Below are 22,994 nucleotides of genomic sequence, written 5' to 3'. Positions count from 1 at the left end.
ACGATTTTACCCTTTGCTTTCGCGTGCCTATGCCCCGATTCATGCAACAACCGTATGACGGTTGCGGTTGGTCCAGCCCAGGCGCTAGCTTGCGCCGCCAACACATCAGGAGAAATCACCATGGATCTCGGCATTCGCGGCAAGAAGGCCATCGTCTGCGCTTCGAGCAAGGGGCTTGGAAGAGGTTGCGCCATGGCGCTGGCCGAAGCGGGTGCCGACCTCGTCGTCAACGGCCGCAACGCCGAGCTTCTGGCCAAGACTGCCGCCGAGATTCGCGAAAAGTTCGGCGTCAAGGTCGTCGAGGTCGCCGGCGACGTTTCAAAGCCGGACGTGCAAAAGGCGATCCTCGCCGCCTGCCCGGATCCGGACATCCTAGTCAACAACAATGGCGGCCCGCCGCTGCGCGATTTCCGCGAGCTCGACCGCGCCAAGATCCTCGAGGGCGTGACCCAGAACATGGTCACGCCGATCGAGTTGATCCAGGCGGTGATCGACGGCATGGCCAAGCGCGGCTTCGGCCGCATCGTCAACATCACCTCACTGTCGGTCTATGTGCCGATCCCCGGCCTCGACCTGTCGTCCGGCGCCCGCGCCGGCCTGACGTCCTTCCTCGCCGGCGTGGCGCGCACGGTTGTCGACCGCAACGTCACCATCAACAGCCTGCTGCCCGGCAAGCTCGACACCGACCGGCTGCGCGGCCCGCATGAGGCCGGCACACCGGAAGACCCGGCCGCCGCGGCGGCGCGCAAGGCCCGCATCAGCGCCGACGTGCCTGCAAAACGTCTCGGCACGCCGGAGGAATTCGGCCAGATATGCGCCTTCCTGTGCTCGGTCCATGCTGGCTATCTCACCGGCCAGAACATCCCTGTCGACGGCGGCCTCTACGTCAGCGCGTTCTGACGACCGCCAATCCGAAGGGTTGAGGCTCGCAGCCCAACCATCTGGATCGGTTGATTATTTTCGCTCCGGCATTGTGAGGGCCGGAGCCCGCTATTTGACGTCGCGAAAACTCTCCGGCACATGCTAAAAGGCTCCAAATCAGGAACAGAGGGAGGGCCGAATGGACGGCGAGAACAAGAAAACGGCCCGGTCGGATCTCGACGAGGCCGCCCTCTTCTTCCATAAGCACCCGACGCCGGGAAAACTCGAGATCCAGGCGACGAAGCCGCTCGGCAACCAGCGCGACCTGGCCCTTGCTTATTCGCCGGGCGTGGCCGCGCCCTGCCTCGAAATCCGTGACGATCCCGCCACCGCCGCCGACTACACCGCCCGCGCCAATCTCGTCGGCGTCGTCTCCAACGGTTCCGCCGTTCTGGGACTGGGTAATATCGGCCCGCTCGCCTCCAAGCCGGTGATGGAAGGCAAGGCGGTGCTGTTCAAGAAGTTCGCCGGCATCGACGTCTTCGACATCGAGATCGACGCGCCGGAGATCGAGCGCATGGTCGAGACGGTGGCCGCGCTCGAGCCAACCTTCGGCGGCATCAACCTGGAGGACATCAAGGCGCCGGAATGTTTCGAAGTCGAGGAGCGGCTGAAGGCACGCATGGGCATTCCGGTCTTCCACGACGACCAGCATGGCACCGCGATCATCGTCGCCGCAGCGGTGCTCAACGGGCTGGAACTGGCCGGCAAGGCGATTTCCGAGATCAAGATCGTCACCTCCGGCGCGGGTGCGGCAGCACTCGCCTGCCTCAACCTTCTGGTCTCGCTCGGTGCCAAGGTGGAAAACATCTGGGTCACCGACCGTTTCGGCGTCGCCCATAAGGGCCGCGTCGAGGAGATGGATCGCTGGAAGGACCCTTATGTGAAGGACACCGAGGCGCGCACGCTGGCCGATGTCATTCCCGGTGCCGACGTCTTTCTCGGCCTCTCCGCCGCCGGCGTGCTGAAGCCGGAGCTCTTGCAGCACATGGCGCCGAAACCGCTGATCCTGGCCTTGGCCAACCCCAATCCCGAGATCATGCCGGAGGTGGCGCGCGCCGCGCGGCCGGACGCCATGATCTGCACCGGCCGCTCGGATTTTCCCAACCAAGTCAACAACGTGCTGTGCTTTCCTTACATCTTCCGCGGCGCGCTCGATTGCGGCGCCAGCGCCATCAACGAGGAGATGAAGATGGCGGCCGTGCGGGCGATCGCAGCCCTTGCCCGTGAGGAGCCTTCCGACGTCGCGGCGCGCGCCTATTCCGGCGAGACGCCGATGTTCGGCCCCGATTTCCTGATCCCCTCGCCCTTCGATCCGCGCCTGATCCTGCGCATCGCGCCGGCAGTAGCGAAGGCTGCCTGCGAAACCGGCGTCGCGACGCGGCCGATCGCCGACTTCGCCGCCTATATCGACAAGCTCAACCGCTTCGTCTTCCGCTCCGGCCTGGTGATGAAGCCGGTGTTCTCCTCCGCCAAGGCTTCCAGCGCCAAGCGCGTCATCTATGCCGACGGCGAGGACGAGCGCGTGCTGCGCGCCGCCCAGGTGGTGCTGGAGGAAGGCATTGCCGAGCCGATCCTGATCGGCCGTCCGCATGTCGTGGAGGTCCGCCTGAAGCGTTACGGCTTGCGCATCCGGCCCGGCGTCGATTTCGGCCTGATCAACCCGGAAGACGATCCGCGCTATCGCCACTATGTCGACCTTTTGATCGAGCTTGCCGGCCGCCGCGGTATCACGACGGAAGCCGCCCGCACCATGGTGCGCACCAACAATACGGTGATCGCCGCGCTTGCGCTGAAGCGCGGCGATGCGGATGCCATGATTTGCGGCCTCGAGGGCCGCTTCGAGCGGCATCTGCGCAATGTCACGCTGATCATCGGGCCGCGCGCCGGCATCAAGGACCGCGACCTGTCGACATTGTCGATGCTGATCTCGCAGCGCGGCATCATCTTCCTCACCGACACGCATGTCTCGGTCGATCCCACGGCGGAAGAAATCGCCGAAATGACGGTGCTCGCGGCCGAGGAAATCCAGCGCTTCGGCATCGAGCCGAAGGCAGCGCTTCTGTCGCATTCGGATTTCGGCTCCCGCGATTCACCCGGCGCGCTGAAGATGCGCCAGGCCGCGGCGATCCTGGCGCGCATCGCCCCTGATCTGCAGTGCGATGGCGAGATGCATGCCGACTCCGCTCTTTCGGAGCATCTGCGCCAACGCGTCTACCCGCATTCGCGGCTGAACGGCGAAGCCAATCTGCTGGTTTTCCCGAACCTCGATTCCGCCAACATCACGCTGACGGCGCTGCGCGCCATGATGGACGCGCTGCATGTCGGACCGATCCTGCTCGGCACCGACAAGCCCGCGCACATATTGACGCCGTCGGTCACCTCGCGAGGTGTCGTCAACATGACCGCGCTTGCCGTTGTCGAGGCCGCGCATAAGGCGCAGGCGCTGGTCGCCGTGAATTGAGGCTACGCGCCCAAGCACAATTGTGTCGGGTTGCAAACTAGGGAACAGTTAACCACGAACGCGGTAGTTTTCCGGCCACGGGCAATCGGGATTCCAGGCGGATGAAGGGGTCGACGCTGATGCATCTTGCGACGCTGCTTGCAGCGCTTGCATGTTCAGCTGTCACCCTCACACAATCCCAGGCGGCTTCTCGCATATGCCGGCAACTCGAAGCCGAACTCGCCGCGACGCGCGGTGGCGGCGGAGGGCCGGGTCTCGTCCGCAAATATGACGACGCGATCGCCAGGCAGCGCGAGCAGCTTGCCAAGGCCCGCGGCCGGGCAAGCGACGCCGGTTGCGGCTTCACCCTGTTTTCGCGCAATGTCGGCCAATGCGCCGCGATCAACGCCTCGATAGAGCGCATGAACGCCAACCTCGACTCATTGCAGGCCAAGCGCGAGCGGCTGGCCGCGGGCGGCGGCACCCGGCGCGACCGCGGCCGCATCCTCGCGGCGCTCGATGCCAATAACTGCCGCGACGACGAGATCGCGCCGCGCCGCGCGCCGCTTCGGGAGGCTTCCCGCGACAATGGCGGCGGCAATCTGTTCGAGCAGCTTTTCGGCCGCCGGGATGAGCAGCTCGAAACGCCTGATGCTCCCGACGTTCCGGACACGGCCGACGTGCCGTCCGACGATCCCAGCGAGCGCAACTTCCGCCGTGTCATCAACCAGCCGGACGGCATGGACCTGCCGCAATTGGGCGGCGAGTTCCACACCATGTGCGTGCGCACCTGCGACGGCTATTTCTTCCCGATGTCCAATGCCGCTTCCGTCGGCGATTTCGAACGCGACCAGAAGAATTGCGAATCGAGCTGCCCCGGCACCGAGATGCAAGTCTTCTATTCGCGCGGAATGGACGACGATTCGGGTTCGATGACCTCCTCGGTCACCGGGCACCCCTACAGCGAGCTGCCGACCGCCTATCTCTATAAGCAGGCCAATTACTCGCGCCCGCCGAGTTGCGGCTGCAACCCGCAGGCCGGCAATTTCATCATCATCGGCGGCAACCCGCCCAATCCCGAACAGTCGAGGCCCAACGGCCAGGCAGCGCCCTTCGTTCCCATGCCGGCGGTCAAGCCCGATCCGGGTGCCGATCCCGAAACGCTCGCCAATGCCGAAGGCGGGCTCGACCTGGACGCGATCAAGCGGCTGACCACCAAGGCGCCGGTGTCGCCGGTCTCGGCGTTGCCGCCGGATCAGCGCAAGGTCAGGGTCGTCGGGCCAGCGTTCCTTCCCGACCCATCAGCGGCAATAGATCTGAAAGCTCCGGCCCCGAAGTCCGCCCGGTGAGCGCCAGCCGTAGCGGCATGAACAACGGCTTGCCCTTGCGCCCGGTCGCTTCCCTGATCTTGCCGGTCCAGTCCTTCCAGACCGTGCCGTTCCACGGCTCCTCCGGCAGCAGTTCGAACGCCTGATCGAGGAAATCGCGGTCCTCGCCGGAAAAGTCGGCCGGCTCTTGCGGACCCTCGTTGAGGATGCGCCACCAGGCGACCGCGTCCGACAGCCGGTCGAGATTGCCACGCACCGCCAGCCAGAACGGCTCGGCCTTGTCGCCGGAAATGCCAAGCACGATCAGCCGGTCGCGCGCCTCCTCGAACGGCATATGATGCATCAGCGTGCGGTTGAGCACGAAGAGCTCGTCCGGGTCGAATTTCGAGGCGGACTTGGAGGTCGCCGCCGGATCGAAATGGCCGGCAAGCTCATTGAGGTCGTGCGCGGCGGTGACATTTTCCGACGTGCCGACGAGCACGGCTAGCGATGCGACGGCCATCGGCTCGATGCCGTCCTCGCGCAGGCTTTCGATCGACAGCGCGCCGGTGCGCTTCGACAGCCCCTCGCCCGATACGGTGGTGAGCAAATTGTGGTGGCCGAAGACCGGCGGCTCGGCGCCGAGCGCCTTGAAGATGGCGATCTGCACGCCGGTGTTGGTGACGTGGTCGTCGCCGCGGATGACATGGCTGACGCCCATCTCGATGTCGTCCACCACGGAAGGCAGCGTATAGAGATAGGTGCCGTCCTCGCGCACCAGCACGGGGTCCGACAGCGAGGCGAGGTCGACCGTCTCCTCGCCGCGCACCAGATCATTCCAATGCACTTCGGTGCGCTCCGGCTGCAACGGATCGCTCGTGAAATTGGGCAGCAGGAAACGCCAGTGCGGCTTGCGTCCGTCCGACTGGTATTCCGCCACCTGCTCCGGCGTCAGCGTCAGCGCCTCGCGGCCATAGACCGGCGGCAGGCCGCGCGTGCGGCGCACCTTGCGGCGCAGATCGAGTTCTTCGGGCGTCTCGTAGCAGGCATAGAGCACGCGTGCCGTCTTCAATCGCTCGACCGCCGCGTCATAGATCTCGAAGCGGCGCGACTGATATTCGGTGACATCCGGAAAGATGCCCAGCCAATGCAGGTCGTAAAGAATGGAATCGGCATATTCCTGCTTCGAGCGGGCAATATCGGTGTCGTCGAAGCGCTGGATGAAACGGCCCTTATTGTTCATGGCGAAAAGCCAGTTGAACAGCGCGGTGCGCGCATTGCCGATATGGATGCGGCCGGTCGGCGATGGGGCAAAACGTACGGTAACTGTCATGAGCGGGGCGTAGCGGATGGTTTTGGTGTTGACAAGGCGCGCCCCCGCGCGAACGCAAGAGATAGTGCAAGCCAGCTAAAATGAAAAGCCGCTGGCCTGACGCGCTTCGCGGCGGCCGGACGAAGCTCGTCAAGCGCCGGCAAACCCGGGCCTCTTATGTCCCCGTTATCCACATATGTGACACACAAGATGTTGGGGTCACAAAAGCTACAAAAACGAATCCTTGACGGCTCGGAACGAGTCGCTTTTTATGGGCCATGCGCTCCTGTAGCGGGCGTGACCGGAGAGTTTAGAGGCCGGTCTTTTTTCCCGGATTTTGTGCGTTTTTGGCCACATTCCGCCCCTTCACGAGGCCGGCGGAAGCGTTGGGATCGTTAGGGCTTGGGTGGGCGAAAGGGAGAATTGCCGGCCTGGAAAAAATGATCTGTTAACACTATATTTAGTGTTTGCAGGCAGGCTGGACCCTAGATAGTGTGAACCTCCCTCTTCCGAGGGAATCGACCAAAGTTTCAGTTGAGGGACCCGCGGGGGTTCTGCCTGCAGCCCGGGCAAAAGCCTGGCAAGGCGTTTTGCTGTCTGCATGGCGGTGCCCGCGACGAGGAGAGTGCCGGCGTCGCCTGCGATGCCGGCAAACGGCGGACTGCGCTTTTCGTTTTGCGGGGCAGAGATTCCCGGAGAAAAGCGCTATATGTAGATACAAAGGGACCGGACCAATGCGCATCGAGCGTCGCTTCACCAAGCCAGAGCAATCAGCCTATGCGGAGATCGAATTCCGCAAGGCTTTGTCGGAGATCAAGAATCCGGACGGCTCGGTGGTGTTCCGCCTCGACAACATCGATGTGCCGGCGCAGTTCAGCCAGGTCGCGGCCGACATCCTGGCGCAGAAATATTTCCGCAAGGCCGGCGTGCCGGCGCGGCTGAAGAAGGTCGAAGAGAACGACGTCCCCTCCTTCCTGTGGCGCTCGATCGCCGACGAGGCCGAGCTCGCCAAGCTGCCCGAGGCCGAGCGCTACGGTTCGGAAACCGACGCCCGCCAGGTCTTCGATCGCCTCTCCGGCACCTGGACCTATTGGGGCTGGAAGGGCGGCTACTTCAAGTCGGAGGAAGACGCGCGCGCCTTCCGCGACGAGCTTGCCTATATGCTCGCCACCCAGCGCGTCGCGCCGAACTCGCCGCAATGGTTCAACACCGGCCTGCACTGGGCCTACGGCATCGACGGCCCGAGCCAAGGCCACTTCTATGTCGATCCCTTCACCGGCAAGCTGACCAAGTCGAAGTCGGCTTACGAGCATCCGCAGCCGCATGCCTGCTTCATCCAGAGCGTGCAGGACGATCTCGTCAACGAGGGCGGCATCATGGATTTGTGGGTGCGTGAGGCGCGCCTGTTCAAATACGGTTCCGGCACCGGCTCGAACTTCTCCATGCTGCGCGGCGAGGGCGAGAAGCTGTCCGGCGGCGGCCGCTCGTCCGGCCTGATGAGCTTCCTCAAGATCGGCGACCGCGCGGCGGGCGCCATCAAGTCCGGCGGCACGACGCGCCGCGCGGCAAAAATGGTCATCGTCGACGCCGACCATCCGGATATCGAAGACTTCATCGACTGGAAGGTCAATGAGGAGCAGAAGGTCGCCTCGCTGGTCACCGGCTCGAAGATCGTCAAGAAGCATCTCGAAGCGATCATGAAGGCCTGCGTCAATTGCGAAGGCAATGGCGACGACTGCTTCGACCCGGCTTTGAACACCGCGCTGAAGCGCGAGATCAAGGCAGCCAAGAAGGACGCCGTGCCGGAGAACTACATCTATCGCGTCATCCAGTTCGCCCGCCAGGGCTACACCTCGATGTCGTTCAAGACCTACGACACCGACTGGGATTCGGATGCGTATCTCACCGTCTCCGGCCAGAACTCCAACAATTCGGTGTCGCTGAAGGACAATTTCCTGCGCGCCGTGGAGGCCGATGGCGACTGGCAGCTCACCGCCCGCAAGGACGGCAAGGTGCTGAAGACGCTGAAGGCGCGCGATCTGTGGGAAAAGATCGGCTACGCCGCCTGGGCTTCCGCCGATCCGGGCCTGCATTTCAACACGACGATGAACGATTGGCACACCTGCGCTTCCGCCGGTGCGATCCGAGCCTCCAACCCGTGCTCGGAATACATGTTCCTCGACGACACGGCCTGCAATCTCGCCTCGATCAACCTCTTGCCCTACCGCAGGCAAGACGGCGCGATCGACATCGCGGCTTATGAGCACACCGTTCGCCTGTGGACCGTCGTGCTCGAAATCTCGGTGATGATGGCGCAGTTCCCGTCCAAGGAAATCGCCAAGCTCTCCTACGAATACCGCACGCTCGGCCTCGGCTACGCCAATATCGGCGGCCTCTTGATGACCTCGGGCATCCCTTATGACTCCGACGAAGGTCGCGCGATCTGTGCAGCGCTCACGGCGATCATGACCGGCGTCGCCTACTCGACCTCGGCCGAAATGGCCGCCGAGCTCGGCGCCTTCCCGGACTATGACCGCAACGCCCAGAACATGCTGCGCGTCATGCGCAATCACCGCCGCGCCGCTTACGGAGACAAGGACGGCTACGAGAAGCTCGCCGTCAATCCGGTGCCGCTGGTCGCTGCCGATCTCAAGCAGCAGGCGCTGGCCGAGCATGCCCGCGCCGCCTGGGACCGCGCCATCGAGCTCGGCGAGGAGCATGGCTACCGCAACGCGCAGGCGACGGTGATTGCGCCGACCGGCACGATCGGCCTCGTCATGGATTGCGACACCACCGGCATCGAGCCCGACTTCGCGCTGGTGAAGTTCAAGAAGCTCGCCGGCGGCGGCTACTTCAAGATCATCAACCGCGCCGTGCCGGAGGCGCTCAGGACGCTGGGCTATTCCGAAAGCCAGATCGCCGAGATCGAGGCCTATGCGGTTGGTCATGGCAACCTCAATCAGGCGCCCGGCATCAACCCCTCGACGCTGAAAGCCAAGGGCTTCACCGACGAGAAGATCGCGGCGCTGAATGCGGCGCTGAAGTCGGCCTTCGACATCAAGTTCGTGTTCAACCAGTGGACGCTCGGCGCCGACTGGGTGAAGGACACGTTCGGCTTCACCGATGAGCAGCTTAGCGACGTCTCGTTCGAGATGCTGCCGGCTCTGGGCTTCTCGAAAAAGGACATCGACGCCGCCAACATTCATGTCTGCGGTGCCATGACGCTCGAAGGCGCGCCCTTCCTCAAGGCCGAGCACCTGCCGGTGTTCGATTGCGCCAGCCCCTGCGGCAAGATCGGCAAGCGTTCGCTCTCGATCCAGAGCCACATCCTGATGATGGCGGCGGCGCAGCCCTTCATCTCGGGCGCCATCTCCAAGACCATCAACATGCCGAATGAGGCGACGGTCGAGGACGCCAAGAACGCCTATATGCTGTCCTGGAAGCTGGCGCTGAAGGCGAACGCGCTTTATCGCGACGGCTCGAAACTGTCGCAGCCGCTCAACGCCTCGCTGCTCGCCGATGACGACGAGGATGAGGACGAGGCGGTCGAGCAGCTGATCGCCGCGCCTGCCGCGCAGCGCGCGGTGCAGGTGACGGAAAAGATCGTCGAGCGCGTCATCGAGCGGCTCTACCGCGACCGCGAAAAACTGCCGAACCGCCGCAAGGGCTACACGCAGAAGGCCGTCGTCGGTGGCCACAAGGTGTATCTCAGGACCGGCGAGTTCGACGACGGTCGCCTGGGCGAGATCTTCATCGACATGCACAAGGAGGGTGCTGCCTTCCGCGCGATGATGAACAACTTCGCCATCGCGATCTCGCTCGGCCTGCAATATGGCGTGCCGCTCGACGAATATGTCGAAGCCTTCACCTTCACCAAGTTCGAGCCGGCCGGCATGGTGCAGGGCAACGACGCGATCAAGAACGCGACGTCGATCCTCGACTACGTGTTCCGCGAGCTCGCCGTCTCCTATCTCGGCCGCCACGACCTCGCCCATGTCGACCAATCGGACTTCGACAAGACGGCACTCGGCCGCGGCATCACCGAAGGCAAGGCGACGCCCTTCTCCAAGGGCCTCTATCGCGGCGCCTCGCCGGTGAAGCTGGTGTCCGGCATCGGCTCAGAGCCCAAGGGCTTTGGCGGCTCAGCCCCTACCACGGCCCCTGCCCGCGCGGCGCCGACGGCCTTCGCCGGCTCCAACGTGCTGGCGCTGAAGCCCGCCAGCGACGAGGCGCTCGCCTACAAGCGCGACTATGAGGAGCGCGCCAGGGAACTGGCCGAGGATATGGTGGAAGAAGAAGCCGAAGCCGCCGGTGGCACTGAGGCTTTATTCACCGACGCCGCCGCCAACGAGGCCGCCGAGGCAAAGAAGCTCGCCGCGACAAGGCGCCAGCAGTCGCTGCTCCAGGGCTATACCGGCAACGAATGCTCCGAGTGCCACAACTTCACCATGGTGCGGAACGGCACCTGCGAGAAGTGCGACACGTGTGGCTCGACCAGCGGGTGCAGCTGAGGAAATTTGAGCCTTCAGTCGCCTGAAAATCAACCTATCCACTGGAGCATGAAATGAGCGAGCCTGGCTTGCATAAATTCGGTGCTTTTATTCACCGCCAGCGGCGCGGCCAGCGTTGGTCGCAACATCAACTTGGGGAAAAGTTAGGAGTCCGCAGCTCCTATGTGACTAGCGTGGAAAACGGGGAAGTTTGGCCATCAGATCATATAATTGATTGCTGTGCGCAGCTTTTTGGCGTGCCGCATGAGTTTCTCGAAGCTATGCTCGGACCGAAGCCGCAACAGGACGATCAAATTAAGCGCGTCCTGTGATTTAGCGAAACGCGGTCGGGAGCCCGTAATGAAGTCCTTGGACCGGTTCAACCCAGAGTCACTGAATGAACTGGAAATTGCCGAACGTGCGCACCAATTTCGAGCCACGTTCGGCATCGCCGACAAAACTTATGTAGATATTATTGAGATACTTGAGTTCCGGATCATAGACTTTGTTCCTGATTTTCGCTTGATAATAAGACGCGATATCGAGCTGAAAAACACGGCCGAAACCACGATTGATCCACCTCGTATTTTTGTCCGCGAAACGATCTACGACGCAGCATGCGAAGGCGACAGAGATTGCCGTCGTATTCTAGCCCATGAATTAGGTCATTTTCTTCTGCATATGAAGATTGAAGGCTCAATGCAGCGCAACCTGCTCGGATACGAAAAGCAGATATTGGCAAGTAATTCTCTTTCAAGCATTGAAGATCAGGCCGATATATTCGCTCGACATTTCCTTGTGCCTCCTTATGTCGCATTTAAGAATAGGGAAGACATTCAAAACCTTGCCGACTTGACAGGCGTCCCACAAAATATTGCAGCTGCTGCGGCAACAATATCCAAAAGAGTCGAGATGCTGAAAATACGAGATTATCAGGCGTCGAAATAGAACTGCTCTGAACCTCCCTGCAAGCGACCTGAGAACGTCGAACGGCACTTGATGCGGCGTTAAGGAGAGATGGCATGCGCTACGCCGTGGTGATCGAAAAAGCCGGAAGCAATTTTTCAGCATATGTGCCTGACCTGCTAGGCTGCATAGCCATCGGGGCTACGGTGGCTGAGGTGGAAACTGAAATCCGTGATGCGATCCGCTTCCACATCGAAGGTCTGCGTGCTGACGGGCTGGATGTGCCGAAAGGCGTCAGCTTGGCGGAGTATGTAGAGGCGTAGCTGCTTCCTGGCACCGATGCCGAGCTGCTTGGTCGCGATCGTTTCGAAATATTCATGATCGACCACATCACCATCGAAGTGAGCGACCTCGCCAAGAGCAAGCTCTTCTACGAACGGGCTTTTGCGCCGTTAGGCTATCGCCTCGCCTTCGGCAAGGAGGGCGTGTTCTGGGCCTTCGACGTCGGCAATGGCTGCCTGTTCGAGATCCAACGCACGGCCGAGAAGCCGCCGCTCACCCATCTGCATGTCGCCTTCCGGGTAAAGAGCAAGGCTGAGGTCGATGCATTCTACCGCGCGGCGCTCGATGCCGGCGCCGCCGACAATGGCGCGCCCGGGCCGCGTCCGAACTATGCGGAACATTACTACGCATGCTTCGTGCTCGATCCGGATAGTTATAATATCGAGGCGATGATCAATGAGGCATTGTGTGGCGACGCCCCTTCTGCTTCGTCATTCTAGGGCGGAGCAAGGAGCGAAGCGACGCGCGCAGACCCTAGAATCGATTCCGTGACTTTGAAGCGTTGCAGCAATGCAGAATTCTGCTCCGTTGTACGCTTCACCGAGGTCACGGAATGGATCCTCGGGTCAAGCCCGAGTATGACGACCGCGCGGGGCGAGGCGTGAGCGCTTTTCCCTTCTCCCATAGGAGAAGGGGAAGATTCGCCTCAATCCGCGTCGGCCACCATCTGCCCGCCACCGCCCAGCCAGGCGCGCCATTGGCGCTCGTCCCCATGGAAGACGTTGAGGTCGATGCGGCCGCTCACGCCATGCGACAGGCCGGAGCCGGAATACTGCCAGAACAGCCATTTGCGGCCCGGATAGACCTTTGACGGATGCGCGGCCACCGCGCGCAGCCAGAACGGGTAATCCGGGAAAGCGCCGCGCAGATTGTCGCGATAGAAATCGGGGCTGGTGTAGATGATGGGCCGCTGGCCGTAATGGCGCTCCAGCCTGTCCATGAACACCTGCATTTTTTCCAGCACCTTGTCGCGCGACGGCTTGCGTCTGCACGAAGAGTCGCCGTTCCACTCGACGTCGATGACCGGCGGCAGCGCGCCGTCGACCTTGGGCACATTGCGGATGAACCAGTCGGCCTGCTCGCCCGCGGTGCGGCACCAGTAGAAGAAATGATAAGCGCCGCGCTTCAGCCCGGCGGCATCGGCGTTGCGCCAGTTCTTCATGAACATCGGGTCGAGATGATCGCCGCCATCGGTCGCCTTGATATAGGCGAAATTGGCGCCCTGGGCGCGCAGCTTCCCCCAATTGATGTTGCCCTGCCAGCGCGAGACGTCGACGCCGTGCACGGCCAGATGGCGCGGCGAAGCACGGCCGAAATTGATCGGCTTGGCGTCGCGGAACGCATAGCGGGTGACCGGACCGGCAAGCATGGCGGGCGCGGCGCGCGAGAGCCGCTTCGGCGGCGAGACGAGCGCTGCCTCCTGCACCGGCGGCTCGACGCTGTCCGGCAGATCGGCCGCCGGGAAGTTCACCGTCTCCTCCTCGGCAAGGCCGAATGGGCGCGAGTTCTCTTCGCCGGGGCGCGAATTTTCGTCGCCGGGGCGCGGACTTTCGTTGTCAGCGCTCGCGTTAGCCTCGTCGAGCAGCGGCGCCGGCGGCTTGATGCGCGCGGCGCCCGACATCGACGCGGTCTCGACGGTTCTTTCGGTGACGGCGGTCCTAATGCCCTTCGACACCGGCGCGCTTGGCCGCACAACCGAGCTCGTCGTCTCGTTGGACGGCATCTGCAAGGCATCGACGCCCGACGTGGACGAGCAGCCGGCAAGGCAAAGCGATGCGAGCACGAAACTGACGACGCCAAAAATCCGCATCTTGACCTGTACGCAAAACAAAACAGACCGAAGGCAGGAACAGCGCCGCCGGAAACGCCATTCCTAATGAGAAATTACCAACAAAGTTTGAATCAAAATTTACTTTTGGCGCGGCCGGATGATTCGGAGTGGCGCCGAAGTGGCTCTCGGCTAATGCCTGAACACGCCGATCATCGGCCCCAGATTCCAGAAATCGTCGTTGCGGCCGATCCCGGGCGCATAGAGGCTCGAGATCGAGCCGTCGAGGAAGAGCGCGTTCGGGCAGCCAAGCCGGTCACGGAACAGCCGCGCGAATTCGTGGAAGGTCACGACGTCATCCGAGATCGCGAAGACCGCGACACCGTCCGCGCGCACGCCCACACCATCGCGGATCTTGCGCGAGGTGCCGTCTGCCTGGAATTTCGGATGCAGCTTGCCGTCGATGACCAGCATCGGCCCGGATTGCGTGGCGTAATCGACGCGCGGCGGATGCTTGAGGTAATCCCTGGTCGCGCGAACGCCGGCCTTGCCGTCGCTGAGATAGAAGATGCCGTTGGGCTGCATGGAGAAATTGCCGATCCCCGATCCGGTCTTCGCCGGCGTGACCTGCTCGCCGCGTTCGACATAGAGCCCGACCGGCGCGAGATCGGGGTGATACATGCCGGCATTGAGGCCGAAGAGCAGGGTGCGTCCCGTCGCCTGCTGTGCGCTGCGCAGATTGTGCAGCGACCGGTAGAGCTCGCCATCCTTGTTCTTCCAGAACAGCTCGATGGAAAAATGCTTCGGATCGGCCTCGCAGACCAGATAGGTCGCGTTCTCAAAAACCTGGTTGCGGCAGGGCGGCAGCGCGGCCAGCCATTGGCCAAAGCCCATGCCGGCGCCGACGGCTGCAGGCACCGCGGATTTCACCAGCATCATCAGCAAGGGCAGCGAGTGCAGCAACGTCGAAAGATCCATGAGCGTACCAATAGCTGAGTGGGTCTTTGAGACGAATAGGCAACTCGCCTCTTCCGGCGATTGCCGCCTAAGAGGGCCAGATCGTCAGGAGGCCGGAATACCCGGGTCCTGCAGCAGATAAAAGACGCTCTTGGGATTGAAATCGGTGATGAGGAATTCAAAGCTTGCCTGACGATGTATGTCCACATGGCCATCGAGAAACCGAAGGCGATCGAAAGGTTCAAGCTGGCGATCATATCGCACGAAACTGTCGGATGAGATGAAGTCGGACGGGGTATGGGTCTGGTCGAAGGACAGGCCGTCGCCGAACACGCTTGGCTGGTTCAGTATCGACTGAAGCTCGAACATGAAATCCACCCACGGGTATCCGCTGCCGTTGAGCGCCACGATGCGCAGGTAGAGGATTCCCTCAGTGAAATTGGCCGTTGGCTGCCGCGCGCGAATCGTCAGAATGACGGGGTCGGCCGACTCCAATTCCTCGCCGAGGACAACCGGATCGGATCTCGTTCCCGCGCCGGAGACGGACCGGATCAGAAAGCCGCCCAGTTCGTCCGAGAAGGAATACTGGCCGGCTTGCCATTGGCGGCCCAGCCCATTCGCGTCGGCCAGCGGCATCACGAGAACCAGGCAGGAGAGAAATCCCGCGAGCCGGCGCGCGCTTTGCGCGCGAGCGGCCGGCAGTGCCGGATCTGTTAGGACAGCCATCCTAGTGCCAGGCCTAGCAGCAGCACCACGCCGAGCAGGCCGCGATAGACGACGAACGGCCAGGCGGAGAAGCGCTCGAGCACGCGCATCAGCCCCCATATCGCGAAGAAAGCCGAGATCGAGGCGACGACTAGGCCGACGGCCAGGATCGACCAGCCATGTGCGTCGAGATGCACCTTGTGCAGTTCATAGAGCTCCTTGAGGCCGGCCAGCGCGATGGCCGGCAGGCCGAGCAGGAATGACAAGCGCGCTGCCTCCGGCCGGGCGAAGCCCAGTCCCATCGCCGCCGTCAGCGTCGAGCCCGAGCGGGAGACGCCGGGAATAAGCGCGCCGACCTGGGCGACGCCCACCAGCAGCGCGTCGAGGATCGATGCCTGGCGCAGCGCGAGCTTGTGGCTGGCGAAGATCTCGGCGAGCGCCAGAAGGATCGCCATGGCGATACACGCCCAGCCGATGACGGCCAGCCCGCGCAGCGGCGAGTTGCAGGCGTTGAGCACGCTGGAAAGCGCAAGGCCGGCAATGACGATCGGGACGGTGGCAAGCACGATGCTGATCGCGAGGCGGAAATAGCGGTCGCTGAAATCGCGGCGCGAGATCGCAGTCAGCGAACCGAACAGCACGTCCCTGACATCGCTCCAGAAATAGCTGACCACCGCCGCCAGCGCCGCCAGTTGCATGGCGGCCGAGAAGGCCGAGCCGGGATCCTGCCAGCCGAGCACGGCCGGCACGATGCGCATATGCGCGGTCGACGAAATCGGCAGCAATTCGGTGATGCCTTGCACGATGCCCAGAAACGCCACCTTGGCATAACCCAGGCCGACAAAGCCGGTATCCAGTCCTTGAGTGCAGACGTCGGTCATTTCAATCCTTTTCCCAGCGCCCCGGCCCGAGGCAAAAGTGAATCGTCATTCGAAAAGCCTGGAAGACAGGCTTAGCCTCACGATAGCGTGATTCCAACTCACGGATTTGTAAGGTGCCGCTAATCCCGCTTGACAACTGGCGCCGCCATATTATCCTCCGCTAATCTTACACTGTAAGGCAAATCGGAGGAGCATCACGATGTCGACCGCCGCCCTGTCGGAATTGGAGCCGGTCACGCCACCGGAAACGCATGCTGCCGAAATCGCGATCGAGGAGGTGTCGCGTGATACCAGCCGGGCCATCGAGCGCGCCGAAGTCGCTGCCTGGCTCGATCTGTATGAAGCGGCGCCGGCGGATTTCGCGGCCCGGCAAGGGCTTTCGATCGCGAGCGACGGCGATCTCGTCTGGACCACCTGCACGACGATCCCGTTCATCCATTTCAACTGCGTGAAGAATATCGGCGTCGATGGTCCGGCGACGGAAGAACAGGTCGACACGTTGCTCGCGCATTACCGCGAAGCCGGCATCAGGCGGCCGTGGTTCTATACCAATCCACATGCTGAACCGGCGCGGCTGCGGTGCTGGCTGGAAGCGCGCGGCCTGCAGCATCAGGGCGGCTGGGAGCGCATCTATCGCGACGCGACGCCGCTGCCGGACGAACCGCTTTTCCCGGGCGACCCGCTGATCCCTGTCGACGATCTGGTGGTCGAGGAGGTTACGCCCTGGACGGCTTCGGAATGGGCTTCCTTCATCGATGCCAAATACAGGCTTCCCACCACGCCCTGGCTCACGGCGCTTGTCGGTCGCAAGGGCTGGCGTCACTATATGCTGAAACGCAGGGGCGCGGTCGCCGCCGTGCGCTCGCTCTTCATCTCAGATGGTGCCGCCTGGAGCGGCCTCGACGCGCCGGTGCCGGGAATCATGGCGCCGAGCTTCGATCTTGACGCCATGCTTGGCGAAAGGCTGGTTCGCGACGGCATAGCCGCCGGCGCGAAACTGTTTGTCGCCGACATCGAGGCGCCGCGCCCCGACCGCGACGGGCCGGCCTATCGCAACTACGACCGGCTCGGCTTCAAGCTCGCCTATTTGCGCAATCATTACAGCTACCTGCCCGCTCATTCGAGCTGACCCGGGTCGCCTCAGCGGTAGAGCCACTGCTTCAGGCAGCTTCTTGCCACCACATGCGCGGGCGGCACCGAAGCCTGATCGATGCGGGAATCATCGCTCGCCCTCTCGCGAGCCTTTTCCAGAAGCAGGCGAAGCTCGGCCGGGCGCACGCGGTCGCGCGCCATCACGAGTTGGACCATCGGGTCGTTCAAAAGCTCGTCCAGGGTGTTGATGCTCTCGCTCATCCATCGCCTCCTCGATGCCTTCCCGCATGGCGCTTAGATAGGCAGCCAAAGATGGCCCGCCAATGACGCTTTGCCGGCTATGTCGTGAATCGAAGATGAAATTTTTGTGCAGGTCTGCGTCGCAATGACTCAGGCCGGCGGCGCGCCTTCATATTGCGGCAGGCCATCGTCAAGCATCACCCAGGGCTGCTTCGAGGCGGTCCAGAAATGCATGTCGGGCTTGAACAGCGACGGATCGTCGAGCGAGCCGGAGGTAACGCCGAGAATGCCCCTGGAGTCCCGCCGTGAGAACAAAGTCGTGCCGCAGGCCGGGCAGAAACCGCGCTTGAGGTCCGGCGTGGAATTGATTGTCGCCACCGGCCCGTCGATGGTCACGTCGTCGATGCGAAACAGAAGCCGTGCATTGAAGGCGGCACCGATCGCTCTCTGGCAGATCCGGCAATGGCAGACGCGTTCGTTGACCGGTTCAACTTCGGCCTTGTAGCGCACCGCGCCGCACAGGCATCCGCCCTCATACTTTGCCATAGTAAGCTTCCTGTTCCTGGAATAGCGGCACGCTTTAACTGCAGGCACGGCAGCGTCAATCAAAAAGCGTTGATGAAACGCGATCGCTAACGGTGATAGGCCCCGCCCCCTACCGAGAAATCAGTGGCGCTTGGCCTGCACGAGATAGGCGTCGATCGTGGTCTCGCCGAGCCACTTCGCGGCTTCGAGCCTATGCAGCCCCTCGACAAGGATGTGGCGCTTGCCGTCGTGCCGCACCTGGATCGGCGTCTTCATGCCATTTTCGAGAATATCCTCGGCGAGATGGCGCACGGTCTCGGGATGCAGCGTCTTGCGCCTTGCCGTCGGCACATAGATGTCGTCGACCTTGACCTTTTGCACACGCAGCATGTCGGCTCCCGGCGTTGAAACGTCGCCTAAGAATGAAGTAACTCGTTTGCCGGACATCGCCAAGCGCAAGGGCACGCTGGCCCGATGCTTTCCATTTGACGCTTGGCCGGCCGATGGTCTCAATGATGGCCTCGTGATCTCAGGTGTTCCTTGACGCAACTGCCCACCGAATTCCCCGATTTCGGGCTCACGCCCGAACAGCGCCGTGAAGCGGTGCGCGGCCACTATTACGAATGGCCGGGCATGGACGGTGAGCGCGGTGAAATCTGGGCATACAGCGACCGGTTTTCCTTTCGTCCGGGGGAGCTGGTCACGCTTTTTGTCAGTTCGACGGCGCCGCAATTCAGCCTTGACGTCATTCGCGACGGCGATAGCGAAACAAAAGTCTTCGAGGGAGCGGGGCTGTCGGCGCGCTGGCAAGATACGCCCGACCAATGCTCTGTCGACGGCTGCGGCTGGGAGGCTTCGTTCGAATTCCGTGTCGGCGACGACTGGCTGTCCGGCGCCTACCGCGTGACGCTCTCGGCCGAAGGCCGCGACGGCACGCCGATCCACAGCCATCATCTCTTCATCGTCACACCCTTGCCCGGCCGCAAGCCCGGCCGCCTGCTGCAGGTCGCCGCGACCGGCACCTGGCTCGCCTACAACACCTGGGGCGGCTCCAACCACTATCAGGGCATCACCGGTCCGAACCGCGACCAGTACGCGACGACGGTGTCGATTGAGCGCCCCTGGTGCCGCGGCTTCGTGGTGCTGCCCAAGGATGCGCCGCGCGTGCCGCTGGAAGTGGCGGTGCCGCCGAAGACCGTGCCACGCTATCCGCATATGGAGTGGGCCTTCGCCACTGGACATTCGAAGAAATATGCCTCTTCGGGCTGGGCGAGCTATGACAGCCATTTCTTCCGCTTCGCCGAGCGCGCCGGCTATCAGGTCGATCTCGCCAGCCAGCACGAGCTCCATTTCTCGCCCGAAATCCTCGACGGCTACGACTGCGTCGTCTTCGTCGGCCACGACGAATACTGGACCTGGGAGATGCGCGACGCCGTCGACAATTATGTCGAGCGCGGCGGGCATGCGGCGCGCTTCGCCGGCAATTTCATGTGGCAGACGAGGCTGGAGGACCAAGGCCGCCGCCAGGTCTGCTACAAATACAAGGCGCGCGCGGAAGACCCGGCCTATCGCGGCGGCGACGTCACCCGCGCCACCAATTCCTGGGAAGCGCCCGAGATCGGCCGTCCAGGCAGCGCCACCTTCGGCCTCAATGCGACCCGAGGCATCTATGCCGGCTGGGGCGGCTGCGCGCCGCGCGGCGTGCGCGGCTTCCCAGTCTACCGGCCGGAGCATTGGGCCTTCGTCGGCACAGGCATCTATTATGGCGACCTGCTCGGCGCCGACAGCCATGTCTATGGCTATGAAGTCGACGGCCTCGATTTCGAGATCCGTGGCGGCCTGCCCTACCCGACCGCGACCAGCGGCGCGCCGGACGGCTTGCAGGTGCTGGCGGTCGGCATGGCGAGCCAGGTCGAGGAAAGCGCTGAGATCCCGATCGAGGACCAGTTCCTCGCCGACGAGGATGGCCGCTTCACCGCCGAGACGTTGTTCGGCGAGGCGAGCGACGCCAATCTCGACAAGGTCAAGCGCGGCAACGGCATGATCGTCAATTTCCCGCGCGGCAAAGGCGAGGTCTTCCACGCCGGAAGCTGCGAATGGGTCGCCGGCCTGCTAAGGCAGGACGCGATGGTCGAACGCGTGACCAAAAATGTTCTCGACCGATATCTCGGAAAGTCCTGACATGTCGAAACTGGAAGTCCAGCCCGTAGCAGAGGCCGAAGCGCGGCCGCCGTCGCATCTGTTCTATCTCTCCAGCCTGCGCCGGCCGCTCGTCGACCGCGCCGAGGGCATCTATTTCTGGACGAAGGACGGCCGCCGCTTCATCGACGGCTCGAGCGGGCCGATGGTCGCCAATATCGGCCATTCCAACCGCAACGTGCTCGACGCCATGAAGCGGCAGATGGACAAGACCACCTTCGCCTACCGGCTGCATTTCGAGAACGAGCCCGCCGAAGAGCTGGCGCGCGCGCTGGCCGGCAAGCTGCCCGAAGGCATGGACCGCATCTTCTTTGTTTCCGGTGGTTCCGAAGCGACCGAATCCTGCATCAAGCTCGCCCGTCAACGGGCGGTCGCCACCGGCCAGCCCAAGCGCTGGAAGGTGATCACCCGATTCCCTTCCTATCATGGCGGCACGCTGGGCTCGCTTTCCGTCACCGGCGACGATGCGCTGGCCGAAACCTTCACGCCGATGATGAAGGTGATGCCGACGGTGCCGGCGCCCACAGCCTGGCGCGACCGCGACAACCTTTCGATGGAGCAGCGCGGTCTTCGCTACGCCGACATGCTGGAGGAAAAGATTCTCGCAGAAGGCCCTGAAAGCGTTTTGGCCTTCATCATGGAGCCGATCGGCGGTGCTGCGACCGCTGCCCTGGTGGCGCCTGACAGCTATTATCCGCGCATCCGCGAAATCTGCGATCGCTACGGCATCCTTCTGATCCATGACGAGGTGATGAGCGGCGCCGGCAGGACAGGCAAGTTCCTCGGCGGCGACCACTGGAACTGCAGGCCCGACATCGTCGCTCTCTCGAAGGGCCTGGGCTCGGGCTATGCGCCACTCGGCGCGCTGGCCGCACCCATGCGCCTGGTCGAGCCGCTGCTGGCCTCCGGCGGTTTCCAGCATGGCCACACCTATGCCGGCAATCCGCTGGCCTGCGCCGCCGGCCTCGCCGTGCTCGGCGAGATGGACCGGCTCGACTTGATCGCCAACGCCGCCGCCATGGGCGATATGCTGATGGCGGAGTTGAAGGGCTTGCAAAGACGCTTTCCCTTCATCGCCGACGTGCGCGGCAAGGGCCTGCTCACCGGCGCCGAAATGGTCGCCGATCCCGAGACTTTGAAGCCCATCGATCCGGCCAGTAAGGCGACGCAGCGCCTCCTCGACCACGCCTATGCGCGCGGCCTGATCATCTATGGCCGCAAGGTCAAGGGCGGCGTCGACGGCGACAATTTCATGGTCGCGCCGCCGATGATCATCACGGCCGCGCAGATAGGCGAGATGATCTCCATCATCGGCGACTCGCTGGAGGCGCTGGCCGTGGAACTCGACCTGCCGGTGGAAGGATGAGAAAGGTGTTTTGATGCCGGCACCAATCACCCTCCGCACCGGCACCGTCGACGACGTTGAAACCATCCACGCCGCCCTGCTGCGCCTCGGTACACATATCGGCGCGCATCAGGAAATCACCTCGACACCCGAAGATCTCCGCCGCTACGGATTCGGCGAAAGGCCCGCTTTCTCGACCTTGATCGCCGAGATCGACGGCGAATTCGCCGGGCTTTGCCTGCATTTTCCGATCTTCTCGACCTGGATGGGCCGTCCCGGCGTCTATGTGCAGGACCTTTATGTCGAGGATCGTTTTCGCGGCCGCCGGGTCGGCGAAAGGTTGCTGCGGCGCGTCGCGAAAGAGTGCCGGGCGGCGGGCGGCGCCTACCTGAGGCTCTCCGTCGATACCGATAACGAGACCGCCAAGGCCTTCTATGAGAAACTGGGCATCGGCTGGTCGAGCTATGAACAGGTGCAGAAGATCGTCGGCGACGCGTTTTTCGCCTTTGCCGACACGCCGGAGGAATGACGATGAAAGCCTTCTATGCCGAGGAGCAGAAACGCCATGATCCGAAGGCTTTCCTCTCCAGCGGCGCGCCTCAGCCGAACCCGGAAAAGCCGGAGCGGATCGAACGATTGTTAGCCGGCGCAAGATCGGCCGGCTTGACGGTCGAACGCCCAGGCAACCATGGGCTCGGCCCGATCGCGGCGGTGCATACGCCTGAATATCTGGACTTCCTCGAGCACATTTTTGCGCGCTGGCAGCGCATAGAGGGCGCCTCGGCGGAGGTGATCCCGAACATCCACCCGATCGCCCGCAACGGCTCCTATCCCGCCTCGGCGGTCGGCCAGGCCGGCTACCATATGGCCGATACCGCCTGCCCGATTTCGGCCGAGACATGGAAAAGCGCGCTGTGGAGCGCCTGGAGCGCGGTGGAAGCCGCTGAAGCGGTGATGGCCGGCGCGCCTTCGGCCTATGCGCTTTGCCGCCCGCCCGGCCATCATGCCTTCGCCGATGTCGCCGGCGGCTTCTGCTTCATCAACAATTCGGCCGTCGCCGCGCAGGTTCTGCGGAAGAATTCAGCGCGCGTCGCCATCCTCGATGTCGACCTGCACCACGGCAACGGCACGCAAGGCATCTTCTACACCCGTCCCGATGTGCTGACCGTCTCGCTGCACGCCGATCCGGTGCGCTTCTATCCGTTCTTCTGGGGTCACGCCGACGAGCGCGGCGAAGGCCCCGGCCTCGGCTACAATCTCAACCTGCCGCTGCCGCGCAAGTCCGGCGACGCGGCCTTCCTCGAAGCGCTGGCGACGGCCTTCCAGCGCATCCGCGCCTTCGCGCCGGAAGCGCTGGTCGTGGCGCTCGGCCTTGATGCTTTCGAAGGCGATCCGTTCGGCGGCCTGTCGGTGACGACGCCGGGCTTCTCGCGCATCGGCGAAGCAATTGCCGGACTCGGCCTGCCGACGGTTATCGTCCAGGAAGGGGGCTATCTCTGCGACGCGCTGGGCGACAACCTGACGGCGTTTCTCGCCGGCTTCGGCAGCAAGCAGCGCTAGC

Annotated in this window: 20 protein-coding genes and 2 pseudogenes; 13 read left to right on the top strand and 9 right to left on the bottom strand. The window is 63.1% G+C overall.

Going from position 1 to position 22,994, the window contains the following annotated elements:
* The first annotated feature begins 120 nt into the window (after nt 1-120).
* From LB565_RS21665 to LB565_RS21655, 3 genes are all read left to right on the top strand, one after another.
* Nucleotides 121-900, top strand: a complete 780-nt coding sequence (locus LB565_RS21665) for an SDR family oxidoreductase (RefSeq protein WP_224587567.1) — start codon at nt 121-123, stop codon at nt 898-900.
* A gap of 160 nt (nt 901-1,060) precedes the next feature.
* The gene (locus LB565_RS21660) at nt 1,061-3,385 is read left to right on the top strand and encodes an NADP-dependent malic enzyme (RefSeq protein WP_224587566.1); all 2,325 of its coding nucleotides are present in this window, start codon (nt 1,061-1,063) and stop codon (nt 3,383-3,385) included.
* A 101-nt stretch (nt 3,386-3,486) separates the two neighbouring features.
* Nucleotides 3,487-4,713 carry a DUF2865 domain-containing protein gene (locus tag LB565_RS21655; protein ID WP_411970683.1) on the top strand — a complete coding sequence of 409 codons (1,227 nt, stop codon included), beginning with the start codon at nt 3,487-3,489 and terminating at the stop codon, nt 4,711-4,713.
* Here LB565_RS21655 and gltX read toward each other — a convergent pair.
* Nucleotides 4,631-6,004, bottom strand: a complete 1,374-nt coding sequence (gene gltX / locus LB565_RS21650) for a glutamate--tRNA ligase (RefSeq protein ID WP_224587565.1) — start codon at nt 6,002-6,004, stop codon at nt 4,631-4,633. The two genes, LB565_RS21655 and gltX, sit on opposite strands and share 83 nt — an antisense overlap.
* 713 nt (nt 6,005-6,717) lie before the next feature.
* Between gltX and LB565_RS21645 the strand changes: the two genes are divergently transcribed.
* The 5 genes from LB565_RS21645 to LB565_RS21625 all read left to right on the top strand — a co-directional run bounded on the left by LB565_RS21645 (nt 6,718) and on the right by LB565_RS21625 (nt 12,161).
* A complete protein-coding gene (locus LB565_RS21645) occupies nt 6,718-10,494 on the top strand; it encodes a vitamin B12-dependent ribonucleotide reductase (RefSeq protein ID WP_224587563.1) in 3,777 nt (1,258 codons plus the stop codon).
* Nucleotides 10,495-10,547: 53 nt separating this feature from the next.
* Complete coding sequence (locus LB565_RS21640) at nt 10,548-10,805, top strand: helix-turn-helix domain-containing protein (RefSeq protein WP_224587561.1); 258 nt, start codon at nt 10,548-10,550, stop codon at nt 10,803-10,805.
* 28 nt (nt 10,806-10,833) lie between these two features.
* Nucleotides 10,834-11,421, top strand: coding sequence for an ImmA/IrrE family metallo-endopeptidase (locus tag LB565_RS21635; RefSeq protein WP_224587559.1), 588 nt, complete (start codon nt 10,834-10,836; stop codon nt 11,419-11,421).
* A 74-nt stretch (nt 11,422-11,495) separates the two neighbouring features.
* On the top strand, nt 11,496-11,702 hold the full coding sequence (locus LB565_RS21630) for a type II toxin-antitoxin system HicB family antitoxin (RefSeq protein WP_224587557.1): 207 nt from the start codon (nt 11,496-11,498) through the stop codon (nt 11,700-11,702).
* A gap of 54 nt (nt 11,703-11,756) precedes the next feature.
* Entirely contained in the window at nt 11,757-12,161 is a 405-nt protein-coding gene (locus LB565_RS21625) for a VOC family protein (protein WP_224587556.1), read from the top strand.
* 206 nt (nt 12,162-12,367) lie between these two features.
* On the opposite strand, the pseudogene LB565_RS21620 reads toward LB565_RS21625, so the two are convergent.
* From LB565_RS21620 to LB565_RS21605, 5 genes and pseudogenes are all read right to left on the bottom strand, one after another.
* Nucleotides 12,368-13,225, bottom strand: a pseudogene (locus tag LB565_RS21620) (GH25 family lysozyme); the annotation flags it as partial.
* A 167-nt stretch (nt 13,226-13,392) separates the two neighbouring features.
* A pseudogene (locus tag LB565_RS30060) lies at nt 13,393-13,531 on the bottom strand (muramidase); the annotation flags it as partial.
* Nucleotides 13,532-13,681: 150 nt separating this feature from the next.
* A complete protein-coding gene (locus LB565_RS21615; RefSeq protein WP_224587552.1) occupies nt 13,682-14,467 on the bottom strand; it encodes a phosphodiester glycosidase family protein in 786 nt (261 codons plus the stop codon).
* Nucleotides 14,468-14,551: 84 nt separating this feature from the next.
* Nucleotides 14,552-15,172 carry a hypothetical protein gene (locus LB565_RS21610; RefSeq protein WP_224587550.1) on the bottom strand — a complete coding sequence of 207 codons (621 nt, stop codon included), beginning with the start codon at nt 15,170-15,172 and terminating at the stop codon, nt 14,552-14,554.
* Nucleotides 15,160-16,032, bottom strand: coding sequence for an undecaprenyl-diphosphate phosphatase (locus LB565_RS21605; protein WP_224587549.1), 873 nt, complete (start codon nt 16,030-16,032; stop codon nt 15,160-15,162). Before LB565_RS21605 ends, LB565_RS21610 begins: the two co-directional genes overlap by 13 nt.
* 199 nt (nt 16,033-16,231) lie before the next feature.
* Between LB565_RS21605 and LB565_RS21600 the strand changes: the two genes are divergently transcribed.
* Nucleotides 16,232-17,161: a hypothetical protein gene (locus LB565_RS21600; RefSeq protein ID WP_224587547.1), complete on the top strand. Its 930-nt coding sequence runs from the start codon at nt 16,232-16,234 to the stop codon at nt 17,159-17,161.
* An 11-nt stretch (nt 17,162-17,172) separates the two neighbouring features.
* Here the strand turns inward: LB565_RS21600 and LB565_RS21595 are convergent, their stop codons facing one another.
* From LB565_RS21595 to LB565_RS21585, 3 genes are all read right to left on the bottom strand, one after another.
* Nucleotides 17,173-17,385, bottom strand: a complete 213-nt coding sequence (locus LB565_RS21595) for a hypothetical protein (RefSeq protein ID WP_140848002.1) — start codon at nt 17,383-17,385, stop codon at nt 17,173-17,175.
* Between the two features lie 129 nt (nt 17,386-17,514).
* Complete coding sequence (locus LB565_RS21590; RefSeq protein WP_224587545.1) at nt 17,515-17,910, bottom strand: GFA family protein; 396 nt, start codon at nt 17,908-17,910, stop codon at nt 17,515-17,517.
* Nucleotides 17,911-18,030: 120 nt separating this feature from the next.
* Entirely contained in the window at nt 18,031-18,279 is a 249-nt protein-coding gene (locus tag LB565_RS21585; RefSeq protein ID WP_040981203.1) for a ParB N-terminal domain-containing protein, read from the bottom strand.
* 150 nt (nt 18,280-18,429) lie between these two features.
* Here LB565_RS21585 and LB565_RS21580 point away from each other — a divergent pair, with 150 nt between their 5' ends.
* Genes LB565_RS21580 through LB565_RS21565 form a run of 4 tightly spaced genes read left to right on the top strand, consistent with a single transcriptional unit; the run spans nt 18,430 to nt 22,993 of the window.
* Entirely contained in the window at nt 18,430-20,070 is a 1,641-nt protein-coding gene (locus tag LB565_RS21580; RefSeq protein ID WP_224587544.1) for a N,N-dimethylformamidase beta subunit family domain-containing protein, read from the top strand.
* 1 nt (nt 20,071) lies between these two features.
* Nucleotides 20,072-21,454, top strand: a complete 1,383-nt coding sequence (locus LB565_RS21575) for an aspartate aminotransferase family protein (protein ID WP_224587542.1) — start codon at nt 20,072-20,074, stop codon at nt 21,452-21,454.
* Nucleotides 21,455-21,467: 13 nt separating this feature from the next.
* Nucleotides 21,468-21,962, top strand: a complete 495-nt coding sequence (locus LB565_RS21570; protein ID WP_224587540.1) for a GNAT family N-acetyltransferase — start codon at nt 21,468-21,470, stop codon at nt 21,960-21,962.
* A 2-nt stretch (nt 21,963-21,964) separates the two neighbouring features.
* Nucleotides 21,965-22,993: a histone deacetylase family protein gene (locus LB565_RS21565; RefSeq protein WP_224587538.1), complete on the top strand. Its 1,029-nt coding sequence runs from the start codon at nt 21,965-21,967 to the stop codon at nt 22,991-22,993.
* Nucleotide 22,994: the final 1 nt, after the last annotated feature.

The organism is Mesorhizobium sp. CA14 (assembly GCF_020165195.1).
Lineage (GTDB): Bacteria > Pseudomonadota > Alphaproteobacteria > Rhizobiales > Rhizobiaceae > Mesorhizobium.
Note: the sequence above shows the minus strand (reverse complement) of the source record. Positions and strands in the feature narration are given on the sequence as shown.